A 14,262-nucleotide genomic window follows, 5' to 3' on the forward strand; every position below is an offset into this window, starting at 1 on the left:
GCCGAAGTCCCGACCCACCAGATCCGATCGCCATCATCCGATCGCAATCACGATCTTGCCGACATGGCCGGCCGCCTCCAGGTGGCGGTAGGCGTCCTTCGCCTGCTCGAACGGGAACACACGGTCGATCACCGGCTTGATGCCCGCCTGCGCGATGTGCCGGTTCATCGCCTCGAACATCTGGCGCGAGCCGACATAGAGGCCGCGCAGCGTCACCGACCGGCCGATCAGCGGCGTCGGCTCGAACGGGCTGCCGGCGGTCAGCACGCCGATCAGCTGGACGAAGCCGCCGATCCGGGTGGCGGCGATCGACTTCGGCACCGTGCCGGCGCCGCCGACCTCGACGACATGGTCGACGCCGCGCCCGCCGGTCAGCCGCAGCACCTCCTTCTCCCACTCCGGATGGCGGCGGTAGTTGATCAGCTCCGCGGCGCCCAGCGTCTTCGCCTCCTCCAGCTTGGCGTCGCTGGAGGAGGTGGCGATCACCCGGGCCCCGGCGGCGCGGGCGAATTGCAGCGCCAGGATCGAGACGCCGCCGGTGCCGAGCACCAGCACGGTCTCGCCCGGCTGCAGCGGATGTTGGCCGCCATAGAGCGCGTTCCAGGCGGTCACCCCGGCGCAGGGCAGGGCGGCACCCTCCTCGAAGGACAGGTGGTCGGGTAGGTGCACCAGCCCGTCCTGGTCGAACACGCGGTATTCGGCCAGCACGCCATGGGCGGCGCCACCCAGGGCGCTGGCCGGATCGGCGGGGTCGATCTCGCCGCCGATCCAGCTCTGCATGAAGATGCCGGCGACGCGGTCGCCGACCTTGACCCGGGTGACGTCGGGGCCGACCGCCACGACCTCGCCGGCGCCGTCCGACAACGGCACCAGGTCGGGCAGCGGCGCGCCGCGGCCGTAACGATTGGTGGCGACCATCAGGTCGCGATAGTTCAGTGACGCCGCGCGCAACCGGACCAGTGCCTGGCCGCGGCCGGCGACCGGCGTCTCGGTCTCGGCGAGGGTGAGGTCGTCGATGCTGCCGGTGCGGGGGAAGCGGTACTGGCGCATGGCTCGAAGCTCCGATGTGTCGGGATCGCCGCCGGATCGGCGGCATGGACGCCATGTTGCGGCTTGCAGGCCTTCACGCAAGAAGGCAACATTTCTTGCCATAGGATACTCTTTTGCACCTATGGAGATGAAATGCCGCCACGAGATCAGGCCCGCCGGCCCTATGGCTGCGCCGTCGAGGTCACGCTCGCCGTGATGGGCGGCAAGTGGAAGCCGGTGATCCTGTACCAGCTGCTGGACGGGCCACGGCGCTTCGGCGAGCTGCGGAAGCATTTCGGCGGCGTGTCGCAGCGCTCGCTGACGCTGCAGCTGCGCGAGCTGGAGGCGGACGGCATCGTGAACCGGCATGTCTTCGCCGAGGTGCCGCCGCGGGTGGAATACTCGCTGACCGAATACGGTCGCACCCTGGCCCCCGTGCTCGATGCCATGAAGGCCTGGGGCCAGGACTTCCGGGAGCGCGTCGAGGGAATGGCCCCGGCAGGAACAGCGGTCAGGCTGCCGGCCGACGCGGCGGCGGCCTGACCGAAACTACCGTGTCACCCGAAGAGGGTGTCGGGAATGACGCGGCCCTCATACATCCCTTGTGCGAGATAGTGCTCCAGCGGATCGATGCGGGCCGCGGCGATGTCCGGATTGGCGGCCAGATAGGCGCTGGTGTCGAAGTGTGCCGAAGGGTCGCGGCCCTCGCGCCAGCCGGCGAGATGGTAGTGCTCGAGCGGATTGATCCTCGCCGCCGCGACATCCGGATTCTGCGCCAGATACCAGCTGGTGTCGAAGAAGGCGTTGGGGTCGCGCCCTTGCCGCCAACCCCCCTGGGCGTAATGCGTGTCCGGATCGACATGGGCGTTCCAGACATCGAGATTGTCATCGTAATAGAACAGGTCGTCGACCAGGGCTTTGCCGTCGGCCTGAACCACCAGCCCGTCCCAGAACTTGTACTGTTCGATGCCGGTCAGGCGATGCGGACCTGCGGCATCGGTCAGGACGACATTCGGACCGGAATAGGAAAGCGTGACAAAGCTCAATGAGTTTGCGGTCGCGAAGACCTTGGTGCTGCGCCCCTCATAGAGGCCTTGCGCCAGATAGTGCTGCAGCGGATCGACCCGCGCTGCGGCGATGTCCGAATTGAACGCGAGATAGGAGCTGGTGTCGAACTGTGCCGAAGGATCGCGTCCTTCCCGCCAGCCGGCGAGATGGTAGTGCTCGAGCGGATTGATCCTCGCCGCCGCGACATCCGGGTTCTGCGCCAGATACCAGCTCGTGTCGAAGAAGGCGTTGGGATCGCGCCCTTCCCGCCAGCCGGTCTGGGCGTAGTGCATGTCCGGATCGACATGCGCATTCCAGATATCGCGGTTGCTGCGGAAGTAGAACAGGTCGTCGACCAGGGCGTTGCCGTCAGCCTGGACGACGGTTCCGTCGTCGAATCTGTATTGCTCGACACCGACCACCGTGTGGTGCCCCTGGGGTCCGTGAAGGACGGGGTTGCCCGGGCTGGTGGATATCGTGGTTTGCGTCAGTTTTGCGTGGATCACCGCGGTGTCGGTGCCGGCGCCGCCGATCAGGAGGTCGTCTCCGGTCCTGCCGTCGAGAGTGTCGTTCCCGGCCCCGCCGGAGAGCTGATTGTTCGCCTGATTGCCGACGATGGTGTCGTTGCCGCTGCCGCCGCGGGCATTCTCGATCAGGGATCGCGGGTCGTTGCCGTACAGCAGCGCGTTGTAGACATTGCCCTTGGCCTGATGATTGTTCCCCAGATCGGCGATCTGCGACGAGGAGAGCTTCGAATAGCCGCCAGGCCTCAGATCCACGGTCAGGTTGGTTGCATAGTTCGAGAAGTCGTAGGTGTCGTTGCCGCCGCCATCCCAGATCGTCCGGAAGATGCGGTTGGCGCCCGGCGTGCCCTGGCTGCCCCCGTCGATGAACATCGCCCCGGTCGTTGGCGAGAAGGTGTAGACGTTGTTGCCGGCGTTGTTGACGTAGTCCGCGCCATACAGCTTCTGCAGCGCGGCGATGTCGTACATCATGTAAGTCTGTGCGAAGCCATAGTCTTCGTTGTAGACATAATCCGTAGGGGCGCCGACATAGCTCCGGTATGTCATCAGCGAGTATTCCATCGCGTCGTATGCGTACTGCATCGCAACGTTAGCGACGCCGCCGGTCTCGTGTCCGTGCTTCAGGCCGAGAGCGTGCCCGACCTCGTGCAGGATGCCGTACCAGGCATAGCCGCCTCGGACCGGCGCGTCATGGTCCGTGCCGGAGAACCAGATATCTCCTGCCTTGGAGTAGCTGCTCGGGGTATAGGCATAGGCCGTCTCGGGCATCGATGAATGGGCGAGCCGGATGTTGGCCGTTCAGGCGCTGCCCTCGGTGATCCGCAGATTGGTGAAACTCATGATCTGGGTGAAAATATTGCCCGCCGCCGCGATCATCGGCCCGGTCAAAGGCCGGAAACCGTGCAGGGCTTCGCTGTATCCCGAACCGTATGCGCTCGCCGTACCGGGATAAGCCACGGTGATCGAGTCGCCGGACCATTTGTAGCCATCCAGCAGCCCGTCGATATTCCGGTTCCCGGTCGAGCCGGCCCACACAACCCTTCCGGAGCCGGCGCCGGCGCTAGGAATGTCGAGCGCGCTATCGGTTATCAGCGACATAAAATCCCCTCCACCGTATCCACTTCAATATGGCGATCACAATTTTCCAGAATACTATCCTAAAGGTAAATCAAATATCCAGGGCCGAAATCGGCACGCACCGGACGGAAGCGGCGCCGGACCGCGCCGGACTGGCTCAAGGTGCCGGCGCGGTCCGGGAGCGGCCTCAATACATGTGCTGGCCGCCGTTGATCGACAGGGTCGAGCCGGTGATGAAACCGCCCTCGTCATCGACCAGGAACAGCACGCCGCGGGCGATCTCCGACGCCTTGCCCAGGCGGCCGACCGGCACCTTGGCGACGATCTTCTCCAGCACGTTCGGCGGCACGGCGCGGACCATGTCGGTGTCGATATAGCCAGGCGCGATGGCGTTGACGGTGATGCCCTTGCCGGCGCCTTCCTGCGCCAGCGCCTTGGTGAAGCCGTGGATGCCGGACTTCGCCGCGGCGTAGTTCACCTGGCCGTACTGGCCGGCCTGGCCGTTGATCGAGCCGATGTTGACGATGCGGCCGAAGCTGCGCGCGCGCATGCCGTCGATGACGCAGCGGCACATGTTGAAGCAGGAGCCGAGATTGGTGTCGATCACGGCGTCCCAGGCGTGCCGGTCCATCTTGTGGATGGTGCCGTCGCGGGTGATGCCGGCGTTGTTGACCAGGATCTCGACCGGCCCGAGCTCGGCCTCGATCTTGGCGATCGCAGCCTGGCACTGCTCGAAATCGGCGACGTCGAACTTGTAGACGCTGATGCCGTGCCGCTCGCTGAAGGCGCGGGCGGCCTCATCGTTGCCGGCATAGGTCGCGGCGACCTTGTAGCCCTTCTCCTTCAGGGCCAGCGAGATCGCCTCGCCAATTCCTCTCGTCCCGCCGGTCACAACGGCTACACGTCCCATAGCGTCCTCCCAGGGTTGGATTTGAAGGGCCGCCGGCCGCGACGAGAGATCGGCGGGCGGCCGGGAAACAGCGCCTCGGTCGAGAGGCGCCGGTCTCAGCGTTCGACGCAGAGGGCGATGCCCATGCCGCCGCCAATGCACAGGGTGGCCAGGCCCTTCTTGGCGTCCCGCCGGCCCATCTCGTACAGCAGGGTGGTCAGGATCCGGGCGCCCGAGGCGCCGATCGGGTGGCCGATGGCGATGGCGCCGCCATTGACGTTCACCCGGGCCGGGTCCCAGCCCATGTCCTTGTTCACGGCGCAGGCCTGGGCGGCGAAGGCCTCGTTGGCCTCGATCAGGTCCAGCTGCTCGGCGGTCCAGCCGGCCTTCTTCAGCGCCGCGCGGCTGGCCGGGATCGGGCCCGAGCCCATCACCGCCGGGTCGACGCCGGCCGTGGCCCAGGAGGCGATGCGGGCCAAGGGCGTGATGCCACGACGCGCGGCTTCCTCCTCGCTCATCAGCACCAGCGCCGCGGCACCGTCATTGAGGCCGGAGGCGTTGCCGGCGGTCACCGTGCCCTCCTTGTCGAAGGCTGGGCGCAGCTTGGCCAGCACCTCGATCGTGGTGTCCGGCTTCAGGTACTCGTCGGCATCGATCACCACGTCGCCCTTGCGCCCCTTGACCGTGACCGGCGTGATCTCGTCGTTGAACCGGCCTTCGCGTTGCGCCGCCCCCGCCTTCTGCTGCGACGCCAGGGCGAAGCGGTCCTGGTCCTCGCGGGTGATCTGCCACTGCCGGGCCACGTTTTCCGCGGTGTTGCCCATGTGGTAGCCGTTGAAGGCGTCCCACAGCCCGTCGCGGATCATGGTGTCGACCATCTTGGCGTCGCCCATCTTGGTGCCGCTGCGCAGATGCAGCGCGTGCGGCGCCAGCGACATGCTCTCCTGCCCGCCGGCGACGACGATGCGGGCGTCGCCCAGCGCGATCGCCTGGCCGCCGAGCGCCACGGTGCGCAGGCCGGAGCCGCAGACCTGGTTGATGCCGTAGGCGGTGGCCGATTTCGGGATGCCGGCGCCGATCGCGGCCTGGCGCGCCGCGTTCTGGCCGGTCGCGGCGGTCAGCACCTGGCCCAGCACCACCTCGTCGACCTCGGCGGCCTCGACCTTGGCCCGGCCCAGCGCCGCTGTGATCGCGGCGATGCCCAGCTCATGCGCCGGCACGGCGGCGAAGGCGCCGGCGAAGGCCCCGACCGGCGTGCGCGCGGCTGCGGCGATGACGACATTGGCCATGGAGGCATTTCCTCATGCTGTCCGGTGCGGTCGGGCCGCACCGGTCGAATTGCGCTAGGATGACGATAGCCATGCCCGTTCCGCCGGCGCAACCACGACGGGTGGATCGGTGCGAAGGGGAGGGGGATCGATGCGGAAACCGTTGCTGCGGGCCGTGATCCTGGCCACGCTGGTGGGAACGATGCCAGCGGTGGCGGCCGAGGACTGCGCCGCCATTGCCGAGCGCGCGGCCGCGGCCTGGCGGGCGACGACGACGGTGTCCGGTCTCGCCGAGATCGACGCCGTAACCGCCGCCTGCGTCCAGAAGACGCTGGTCCGGGACCTCGCCCCCGACCTGGGGCCGCCGGTCGGCTACAAGGTCGGGCTGACCGGCAAGGCGATGCAGGAGCGGCTGGGTGTCGACCATCCGGTGTCGGGCGTACTGCTGCAGCGGATGCTGGGCGAACCGGGCGCTCCGGTCCCGGCCGGCTATGCCGCACGACCCCTGGTCGAGGCGGATCTGATCGCCGTGATCGGCGACGCGGGCGTCAACCAGGCCAGGACGTCGGCCGAGGTGCTGGCGCATCTCTCGGCATTCAGGCCCTTCATCGAACTCGCCGACCTGGCCCTGCCCCCGGACCAGAAGCCTACGGCGGAATCGATCGCTGCCGTGAATGTCGGCGCCCGGCTCGGCGTGCTGGGTGAGCCGATCGCGATCGAGCCCGGGCTCGCCGAGAGGCTGGCGACGATGAAGGTGTCGCTGGCCGACGGCACCGGCAAGGTGCTGGCCGAGGCACCGGGCGCCGCCATCCTCGGCCATCCGCTCAACGCCGTGATCTGGCTGGCGCAGGACCTCGCCGCACAGGGCGAGGCGCTGCAGCCGGGCCAACTGGTCAGCCTCGGCTCCTTCGGCCCGCCGGTGCAGCCGGTGCCGGGCGGGACCGTGACGGCGCGCTACGACGGGCTTTCGGCCGCGCCGGTGTCGCTGTCGGTCCGTTTCGAATAGCGCCGGCCAGCCATCCCGCCAGCGGCCGCCACACCTGCGCCTCGGCGCCGCCCGCCACCACCATGCCGATATGGCCGAGCGTCGGCTCGATCCGCTCGGCGCCGGGGATGCTCTCGGCCAAGGCGCGGGCGCTGGCCGGCGGCACGATGCGGTCGCGGGCCGGGATCAAATGCAGGCTGGGCCGGCGGATCGCCTCCGGCCGCACCGGCGCGCCGTCGATCCGCCACTGCCCGCGGCCGGGCGTGTTCCCGCCGTACCAGCCGGCCAGGCATTCCAGCGCCACCGGGCCGGGCAGCGGGATGCCGTCGTTCAGCCAGTCTTCCAGCGCCACGAAGCGCGCCGCCTCGGGTGACTCCGGGTCGAGCCGGCCGAAGGCGCTGAACTTGCGCAGGGCTGTCAGCGGATCGAGCGTGGTGAACAGCGCCTGGATGCCGTCGACCGGCAGCACCCCGAGCGACGCGATGACGGCCAAGCTTGCTGCCGCCGCCATCCGGCCGATCTCGGCCTGGTGCGGCGCATCGGCGTGGAAGTCCCAGGGCGCGGCCATGAAGGCGATACCGGCGATGTCGTCCGGCCGCCGCGCCGCCAGCGCCGCGACCAGCGTGCCGCCCATGCAGTAGCCCAGCAGCCCGACCGGCCGTTTCGCAACCGCGAGAGCGGCATCCAGCGCCGGCTCCAGCCGCCGCAGGATCACGTCGGTCAGGCTGAAGTTGTGCTCGGCCGCGTCCGGCACGTCCCATTCCAGCAGCAGCGGCCGCAGGCCCTGCGCCGACAGGAAGCGCAGCAGGCTGCGCTCGGCCGTCAGGTCCAGCACATAGGCGCGGTTGACCAGCGACGGCACCACCAGCAGCGGCAACCCGTCGGCAGGGCCATAGTCCCGCAGCCGGGCCGACCCGTCCCGCCACAGCACCGGCGGCGCCGGCAGGTCGCGGCGATAGGGATGGCGGATATAGCGCTCCAGCCCGGTCAGGAAGGCGGCGGCGCGCCGGGTCCCTTCCCGCGCCAGGGCCGCCCCGGCGGCCTCAGGGCGCAGGCTTGCGAGGCGTTCGGCGGCGCGGCGCAGCGGCTCCGGCCACAGCGGCTTCGAGCTGGGCGACGCGCTCTTCGAGAGCGGCAATGCGGCGATCCCGCTCATCAGGCTCGCCGCGGCCGCGGCCAGATGCAGCGGCAGCGGCCGCGGTCCTAGGCGCAGCGTCATCGCTCCCGCCCAGCCCGGCGATGATCCGCGACACATGGCCCGGGTCCAGCAGGGCGGCCCAGCCGCGCAGCGTCTCGGGATCGGTCAGGGTTGCGGTCCAATGCTCTTGCCAGAGATCGAGGAAGCGGCGGGCCAGGGCGTCCGGGCTGTCGCCGTCGCCGGGCGGCGGGTCATGGGGCGGTTTCGGCGCAGTCATCGCCGGCGATCATAATCGGCCCTGCCGGGCCTGCCTATGCCTGGCGCGTGTTGCGATGCGAAAGGATCGTGACATGCCGCCCTGGTCGGACCAGTATAGGCCTCAATTCAGTCAAAGCGGCCGTGAGCCCGCGGCCGGAAGAAGCGATAGGGACCCCCATGCCGACCAGTCAGGCCGCTCCTGGAACCGCCCCGTCGGCCGAGGAGCCGAAGAGCGCTCCCATCACCATCAAGAAATATGCCAACCGCCGCCTCTACAACACGGCGACGTCGAGCTATGTGACGCTCGAGAACCTGGCCCAGATGGTCAAGGAAGGCGTCGAATTCCTGGTCTATGACGCCAAGACGGGCGAGGACATCACCCGCTCGGTGCTGACCCAGATCATCGTCGAGGAAGAGGGCAAAGGCGGCCAGAACATGCTGCCGATCGGCTTCCTGCGGCAACTGATCAGCCTGTACGGCGACAATCTGCAGTTCATGGTGCCGCGCTACCTCGAATCCTCGATGGAGGCCTTCGCCCGCAACCAGGACCAGATGCGCAGCTACTTCAAGGAAGTCAGCGGCGTATTCCCGTTCGGCGGCGCGCTGGAGGAAATGAGCAAGCAGAACATGGCCCTGTTCGAGCGGGCGATGCAGATGTTCACCCCCTTCGGCCCCCAGGCCGGCAAGCCGGGGCAGCCGTCCCAGCCGGCGGCACCGGCGCCGGCCGCCGCCCCGTCGGAGCAAGGATCGATCGATACGCTGCGCCAGAAGCTCGACGACCTGCAGCGCCAGATCGAGGCGATCAACAAGCCGAAGCGGTGACCTGACTTCGGCCGGTCCTACCCGTAAGCGATCAGCCGGCCGAGGGCGCCGGCGAGGAACCACAGCACGATCGACCCCGCCGCCTGGACCCGGCCGAGCAGCGGCGGGGTGCGGTCCCAATCGGGCAGCGACCGCTGCCACAGCCAGCGGAAGGCCAGCGAGTTGGCCAGCGCCGCTGCGATCACCAGGATCTTGAGCTGGAACACGTCGGTTGCGGCCAGCGGCCCGGCATCGGCGGCGAACAGCGCCGCGCCGGTCGCGGCCATCAGCACCAGCCCGGCCAGCGCGACCCGGGTCAGCAAGCGCGACACCACGAGGATCGGCAGGGCGCGGCCGAAGCCGACGAGCCGGAGGTCGAGCAGCCCGATGCCACCGACCAGCAGCACCAGCCCGAGCAGATGCAGCAGGTTGGCCGCCGGATACAGCCACAGCGAATCGCGCATCAATCCGCCAAAAGAGGAGTGCTCGAGCAGCGCCGCGCTTTCGGCGAGGAAGCCGCCGCCCGTCGGGCCGTGCTCCATCGGATCAGCGCAGCTCGACGGTGCGGCCGTCGATGGTAATCCGCTCGGCCCGCATCTCGTCGGCGACGACCCGGCTGGGATAGCCGACCACGGTCACCGGCTTGCCGACGACCAGATCCTCGCGCGGCAGGCCGCGCCGGTCCATCCGAGACGGCGGCGACAGCACCACATGCCAGGTCTTGCCGTCCTGGGTCAGGGTGATCTGGCCGTGCGGGTTCTGGTAGCTCGCGGCCTCGATCGGCCCCGACAGCGTGAGGGCGGTGTTGGCGTCGTAGGAGCTCCAGCCGTGATGGGCCAAAGCGGTGGCGGGCACGAGTGCCGCCAGCAAGACGATCGGCACGCTACGGGGCATCGGTTCCTCCCGGCGCTGATGGATCTTCGTATCAGGTTGGGTTACGAGCCCGGGATGCAATCGGCCGGGCAGAAAAAAGCCCCGCCGAAGCGGGGCTCTGTCGAAGCGCGCGAAGAGGCCGGCTTAGCTCTCTTCGCTGGACACCAGCTGGATGTAGTTCTGCAGGCCCATCTGGCTGATCAGGTACTGCTGCGATTCGAGCCAGTCGATGTGCTCCTCGGTGTCGTCGAGGATCTTCAGCAGGATGTCGCGGGAGACGAAGTCGCGCACCGATTCGCAGTGCACCATCGCCTCCTTCACCGTCTTCTGGTTGAAGGTCTCGAGGCCGAGATCTGATTCCAGCATCTCGGGCACGTTCTCGCCGATGCCGAGCTTGCCGAGATCCTGCAGGTTCGGCAGGCCCTCCAGCATCAGGATGCGTTCGATCAGCAGATCGGCGTGCTTCATCTCGCCGATCGATTCCTCATACACCTTCTTGGCCAGGCGCTTGACGTCCCAGTTCTTCAGCATCCGCGCATGCAGGAAATACTGGTTGATCGCGGTCAACTCGTTCTTCAGCACCGCGTTCAGGTGGGTGAGAACCTTCTTGTCGCCCTGCATCGTCGCCTCGGCCATGTTCGGTCAATGTCGGAGGGCACCTTAGAACAATTACAGGATTCCGTAAAGTTTTACTTGTGTGATTGAGAGACAGTCGCAGCTTTATTGCAAGTCATTATTGATCTCTGCTGGCGAAGCGGCGCCGAGCGCCAGCAGCACCAGGCTTTCCGCCGCCAGTGGATAGGTCGCCGCCTCCAGTTTCGGGACGCTCGGCGTCCGCGCCGTGTCGAGCCAGGGATGCCAGGCGCCGAGCGGCGGCAGCGCAAAGGCGATGTCCGCCGGCCCGGGATTGACCAGCAGCACCAGCGGCGGCGCGCTCGGCTCGCTCAGCAGCACGCCGAGGGCGGCGTCGGCCGGGTCGTCCCAGTCGGCCGGCGCCATCGGCTGGCCGTCCGGCCGCAGCCAGGCGATGTCGGGCAGGTCGTCCGGCCCGCCCGGGGCGCCGTGCAGGAAGCGCGGCTGGCGCAGGGCTGGATGGATCCGGCGCAGCGCCACGATCCGGGCGACGAAGTCGAGGAAGGCGGGGTCGGCCGCAGCCCAGTCCAGCCAGGTCAGGGTCCCGTCCTGGCAATAGGCGTTGTTGTTGCCCTGCTGGCTGTGGCCCAGCTCGTCGCCGCCCAGCAGCATCGGCACGCCCTGGCTGAACAGCAGCGTCGCCAGCAGGTTGCGTCGCCGGCGGACCCGCCGGGCCAGGATCGCCGGATCGTCGGTCGGCCCCTCGGCGCCGCAATTGTCGGAGTGGTTGTCGCCGGTGCCGTCGCGGTTGCCCTCACCATTGGCCTCGTTGTGCTTCTGCGCGTAGGAGACGAGGTCGGCCAGGGTGAAGCCGTCATGGGCGGTGACGAAGTTGACGCTGGCCCGGGCGCCGCGGCCGTCATGGTCGAACAGGTCGGCGGAGGCGGAGAGGCGCCGCGCCAGCTCCGGCCGCGACCCGGGATCGCCGCGCCAGGCGCGGCGGATGCCGTCGCGATAATGGTCGTTCCACTCCGACCATCCCGCCGGGAAGCCGCCGACGCGCCAGGCGCCCGGTCCGATGTCCCACGGCTCGGCGATCAGCTTGGCATGCGCCAGCACCGGGTCCTGCGCCACCGCCTGCAGGAACGGGGCGGCGGGGTTGAAGTCGCACTCCACCCGGGCCAGGGTGGTGGCCAGGTCGAAGCGGAAGCCGTCGACATGTGTCGCCTCGACCCACCAGCGCAGGCTGTCCATCACCATCTGCAGCACCCGCGGATGGCCGAGGTCGAGGGCGTTGCCGGTGCCGGTCGGGTTGAACGGCTCGCGCCGGTCATGCGGCGCGTGCTGGTAGTAGGACAGGTTGTCGATGCCGCGGAAGTTCAGGGTCGGGCCGAAGACGTCGCTCTCCGCCGTGTGATTGTAGACGACGTCGAGGATCACCTCGATGCCGGCCCGGTGCAGCGCCTTGACCGCGTTGCGCAGCGCCTCCAGCGGGGGGAGGGCTCCCGCATAGGCCGGATGGACGGCGAAGAAGGCGGTGGTGTTGTAGCCCCAGTAGTTCTTCAGGCCGCGCTCGACCAGCGCCCGCTCGTCCAGGAAGGCGTGCACCGGCATCAGCTCGACCGCGGTGACGCCGAGCCGGCGCAGGTGGTCGACCATCACTGGATGGGCCAGCCCGCCCAGCGTGCCGCGCAGCGGCTCGGGCACGCCGGGATGGCGCATGGTCAGGCCGCGCACATGCGCCTCGTAGAGCACCGTGTCGGCCCAGGGCGTGCGCGGCGCCTCGTCGCCCTCCCAGTCATGGGCCGGGTCGATCACAACCGATTTCGGCACGAAGGCGGCGCTGTCGCGTGGGTCGAAGGACAGGTCGGCGGCCGGGTCGCCGCGGGTGTAGCCATGCACCGAATCATCCCAGCGGAAGCCGCCGGCCAGGCCGCGGGCATAGGGGTCCAGCAGCAGCTTGTTCGGGTTGAACCGGTGGCCGTCCAGCGGTGCGTAAGCCCCGTGAACGCGATAACCATAGACCGCGCCGGCCCCGGCACCGGGCAGAAAGCCGTGCCAGACCTGGTCGGTGCAGGCTTGCAGGTCGCGGCGCGCGACCTCCTGCCGCCCCTCGGCGTCGAACAGGCACAGCTCGACCCGCTCGGCATGGGCGGAGAACAGGGCGAAGTTGACCCCGTCTTCCGTCAGCGTGGCGCCGAGCGGCCAGGGGCGTCCGGCCGGAATCCGATCGGGCAGCGGCATTGCGGGGTTCCTTCGATCCTGTCCCGCGGGCAGGATGGGGCCCGCGGGCGGCGGCCGTCCATCGGGCATCGCGCCGCCGCGACCACCGACACGTTTTGACCAAGTTTCGCCGCTAGGCGTTGCCCAGCCGACCTGCCGAGAGGACCGACCGCGTGACCACCCTTGCCGATCCCGACCACAGCCCGGCCGCGCCGACCGATCCGCATCCCGTTGCCCCGCGTGACGGGGAAGCGCCGCGAATCGCCGCCGTCGCCGCGATCATCGTCGCTTTCGTCGCCCTGGTGGCGGCGATCTATCTCGGCGTCGAAAGCCGCAGCGCCGGCCAGTCGCGCGACGGGCTGCAGGTCAGGCTGGAGACGGCGGAGCAGGAGCTGGCGGCGCTGAAGCGGGCCGGCGCGGACCGTGACGCGCTGAAGGCCGAATCAGAGCAGTTGCAGGCGCTGCTGCAGCAGGGCCGGGCCGCCCTGGCCGAGGCCACCCAGCGCCGCGACCAGGCGGCGCAGCAGGCCGACGCGGCCGCAGCGCGGGTCCAGGCGACGCAGGAGCAGGCGAAGGCCGCCGATTCGCAGCTCGCCGCCAAGCAGGGCGAGATCGCCGACGCCGATGGCCGGGTGGAGCAGCTGCGCGCACAGGAGGCGACGCAGCGCGACAGCTACGGCCGGCTCAACGCCGATGCCGCTGCGGTGAACGGCCAGCTGGCGCAGGCGACCGAGCAGCTCGGCAAGATCCAGGGCGACCTGGCGACGGCCCGCCAGCAGCTCGCCGACCTGCAGGCCCAGATCGCCCGCACGCAGGAGGAGCTGAAGCGCCAGGCCGAGGCGCCGAAGCCGTAGCGGCGGGGCAGCCTCCCCCGGCAGACCTTGTCCAGACAACTCTCAGTATACATTGGTGTATATACTGAGAGGAAAAGCCATGGTCATCGCCCGAGTGTTCCGGTCCGGCAACAGTCAGGCCGTGCGACTGCCGAAGCAGTTCCGATTCGAGAGTCAGGAGGTCGAGATCTTCCGCCGCGGCGATGAGGTCGTCCTGCGCGAGAAGCCGCGTGGCATGGCTCGCGCCTTCGAGTTGCTGGCCGAGCTGCCGATTGGCGCCGAGGATCGCGACGACACGCCGCCGCAGAGCCGCGACGACCTGTGATGGCGGTCGTCCGCTACCTGCTGGACACCAGCATCTGCATCTATATCCGCCGCCGCAGGCCGCCAGAAGTACTGGCCCGCTTCGAGAAGCTGAAGCCGGGCGAGGCCGGGCTGTCCGTCATCACCTGTGGCGAATTGCTATACGGGGTGGAGAAAAACCAGTCGCAAACAAAGGCGATGCAACTGCTGCGCGAGATGTTGGCCCTTCTTCCGGTCCTGCCTCTTCCAGCGGAGGTGGGTGAAGCCTACGGCGCTATCCGGGCGGACCTGGAGACAAGGGGACAGGTCATCGGCAACAACGATCTCTGGATCGCAGCTCATGCGAAAGCGGCCAAGCTGACGCTCGTCACCAACAACGAAAAGGAGTTCCGCCGGATCGGTGGGCTAAAGATCCAGAACTGGATCAACTGAGCCTGTCGC

General features: G+C 68.7%; 16 protein-coding genes. 6 read left to right on the plus strand and 10 right to left on the minus strand.

The window, feature by feature from the left end; translation table 11 throughout:
• Window positions 1-33: 33 nt before the first annotated feature.
• Window positions 34-1,050 carry a zinc-dependent alcohol dehydrogenase family protein gene (locus QFZ27_RS15055; RefSeq protein ID WP_429227190.1) on the minus strand — a complete coding sequence of 339 codons (1,017 nt, stop codon included), beginning with the start codon at window positions 1,048-1,050 and terminating at the stop codon, window positions 34-36.
• 132 nt (window positions 1,051-1,182) lie between these two features.
• On the opposite strand from QFZ27_RS15055, the gene QFZ27_RS15060 reads away from it, so the two are divergent.
• Complete coding sequence (locus tag QFZ27_RS15060) at window positions 1,183-1,572, plus strand: winged helix-turn-helix transcriptional regulator (protein WP_429227191.1); 390 nt, start codon at window positions 1,183-1,185, stop codon at window positions 1,570-1,572.
• Between the two features lie 14 nt (window positions 1,573-1,586).
• On the opposite strand, the gene QFZ27_RS15065 is transcribed toward QFZ27_RS15060, so the two are convergent.
• From QFZ27_RS15065 to QFZ27_RS15080, 4 genes are all read right to left on the minus strand, one after another.
• Window positions 1,587-3,368 (minus strand): M10 family metallopeptidase, encoded by a 1,782-nt coding sequence (locus tag QFZ27_RS15065; RefSeq protein WP_429227192.1) that lies wholly within the window; start codon window positions 3,366-3,368, stop codon window positions 1,587-1,589.
• A 30-nt stretch (window positions 3,369-3,398) separates the two neighbouring features.
• Entirely contained in the window at window positions 3,399-3,698 is a 300-nt protein-coding gene (locus QFZ27_RS15070; RefSeq protein ID WP_429227193.1) for a hypothetical protein, read from the minus strand.
• A gap of 166 nt (window positions 3,699-3,864) precedes the next feature.
• Window positions 3,865-4,587 carry an acetoacetyl-CoA reductase gene (gene phbB / locus QFZ27_RS15075; protein WP_429227194.1) on the minus strand — a complete coding sequence of 241 codons (723 nt, stop codon included), beginning with the start codon at window positions 4,585-4,587 and terminating at the stop codon, window positions 3,865-3,867.
• Window positions 4,588-4,682: 95 nt separating this feature from the next.
• Window positions 4,683-5,855 (minus strand): acetyl-CoA C-acetyltransferase, encoded by a 1,173-nt coding sequence (locus QFZ27_RS15080; protein WP_429227195.1) that lies wholly within the window; start codon window positions 5,853-5,855, stop codon window positions 4,683-4,685.
• 130 nt (window positions 5,856-5,985) lie between these two features.
• Between QFZ27_RS15080 and QFZ27_RS15085 the strand changes: the two genes are divergently transcribed.
• A complete protein-coding gene (locus QFZ27_RS15085) occupies window positions 5,986-6,840 on the plus strand; it encodes a 2-keto-4-pentenoate hydratase (RefSeq protein ID WP_429227196.1) in 855 nt (284 codons plus the stop codon).
• On the opposite strand, the gene QFZ27_RS15090 is transcribed toward QFZ27_RS15085, so the two are convergent.
• Window positions 6,728-8,038 carry an alpha/beta fold hydrolase gene (locus tag QFZ27_RS15090; protein WP_429227197.1) on the minus strand — a complete coding sequence of 437 codons (1,311 nt, stop codon included), beginning with the start codon at window positions 8,036-8,038 and terminating at the stop codon, window positions 6,728-6,730. The genes QFZ27_RS15085 and QFZ27_RS15090 overlap by 113 nt on opposite strands.
• A 354-nt stretch (window positions 8,039-8,392) precedes the next feature.
• On the opposite strand from QFZ27_RS15090, the gene phaR reads away from it, so the two are divergent.
• Window positions 8,393-9,037 carry a polyhydroxyalkanoate synthesis repressor PhaR gene (phaR, locus tag QFZ27_RS15095; protein ID WP_429227198.1) on the plus strand — a complete coding sequence of 215 codons (645 nt, stop codon included), beginning with the start codon at window positions 8,393-8,395 and terminating at the stop codon, window positions 9,035-9,037.
• Window positions 9,038-9,054: 17 nt separating this feature from the next.
• On the opposite strand, the gene QFZ27_RS15100 is transcribed toward phaR, so the two are convergent.
• The 4 genes from QFZ27_RS15100 to glgX form a co-directional block, all read right to left on the minus strand.
• Window positions 9,055-9,558 (minus strand): hypothetical protein, encoded by a 504-nt coding sequence (locus tag QFZ27_RS15100; RefSeq protein WP_429227199.1) that lies wholly within the window; start codon window positions 9,556-9,558, stop codon window positions 9,055-9,057.
• Between the two features lie 4 nt (window positions 9,559-9,562).
• Window positions 9,563-9,910 carry a DUF6152 family protein gene (locus tag QFZ27_RS15105; RefSeq protein WP_429227200.1) on the minus strand — a complete coding sequence of 116 codons (348 nt, stop codon included), beginning with the start codon at window positions 9,908-9,910 and terminating at the stop codon, window positions 9,563-9,565.
• Between the two features lie 123 nt (window positions 9,911-10,033).
• Entirely contained in the window at window positions 10,034-10,510 is a 477-nt protein-coding gene (gene bfr, locus QFZ27_RS15110) for a bacterioferritin (RefSeq protein ID WP_138888471.1), read from the minus strand.
• 99 nt (window positions 10,511-10,609) lie between these two features.
• Window positions 10,610-12,706: a glycogen debranching protein GlgX gene (gene glgX, locus QFZ27_RS15115; protein ID WP_429227201.1), complete on the minus strand. Its 2,097-nt coding sequence runs from the start codon at window positions 12,704-12,706 to the stop codon at window positions 10,610-10,612.
• Between the two features lie 152 nt (window positions 12,707-12,858).
• On the opposite strand from glgX, the gene QFZ27_RS15120 reads away from it, so the two are divergent.
• The 3 genes from QFZ27_RS15120 (at window position 12,859) to vapC (ending at window position 14,253) form a co-directional block, all read left to right on the plus strand.
• Complete coding sequence (locus QFZ27_RS15120; RefSeq protein WP_429227202.1) at window positions 12,859-13,539, plus strand: hypothetical protein; 681 nt, start codon at window positions 12,859-12,861, stop codon at window positions 13,537-13,539.
• 79 nt (window positions 13,540-13,618) lie between these two features.
• On the plus strand, window positions 13,619-13,843 hold the full coding sequence (locus QFZ27_RS15125) for an antitoxin (RefSeq protein ID WP_429227203.1): 225 nt from the start codon (window positions 13,619-13,621) through the stop codon (window positions 13,841-13,843).
• Window positions 13,843-14,253 carry a type II toxin-antitoxin system tRNA(fMet)-specific endonuclease VapC gene (gene vapC, locus QFZ27_RS15130; protein WP_429227204.1) on the plus strand — a complete coding sequence of 137 codons (411 nt, stop codon included), beginning with the start codon at window positions 13,843-13,845 and terminating at the stop codon, window positions 14,251-14,253. The genes QFZ27_RS15125 and vapC overlap by 1 nt, the downstream gene beginning before the upstream one ends.
• Window positions 14,254-14,262 lie beyond the last annotated feature (9 nt).

Origin of the sequence: Inquilinus ginsengisoli (assembly GCF_050434925.1) — a bacterium.
In the GTDB taxonomy this organism is placed as follows: Bacteria; Pseudomonadota; Alphaproteobacteria; order DSM-16000; family Inquilinaceae; genus Inquilinus; species Inquilinus ginsengisoli_B.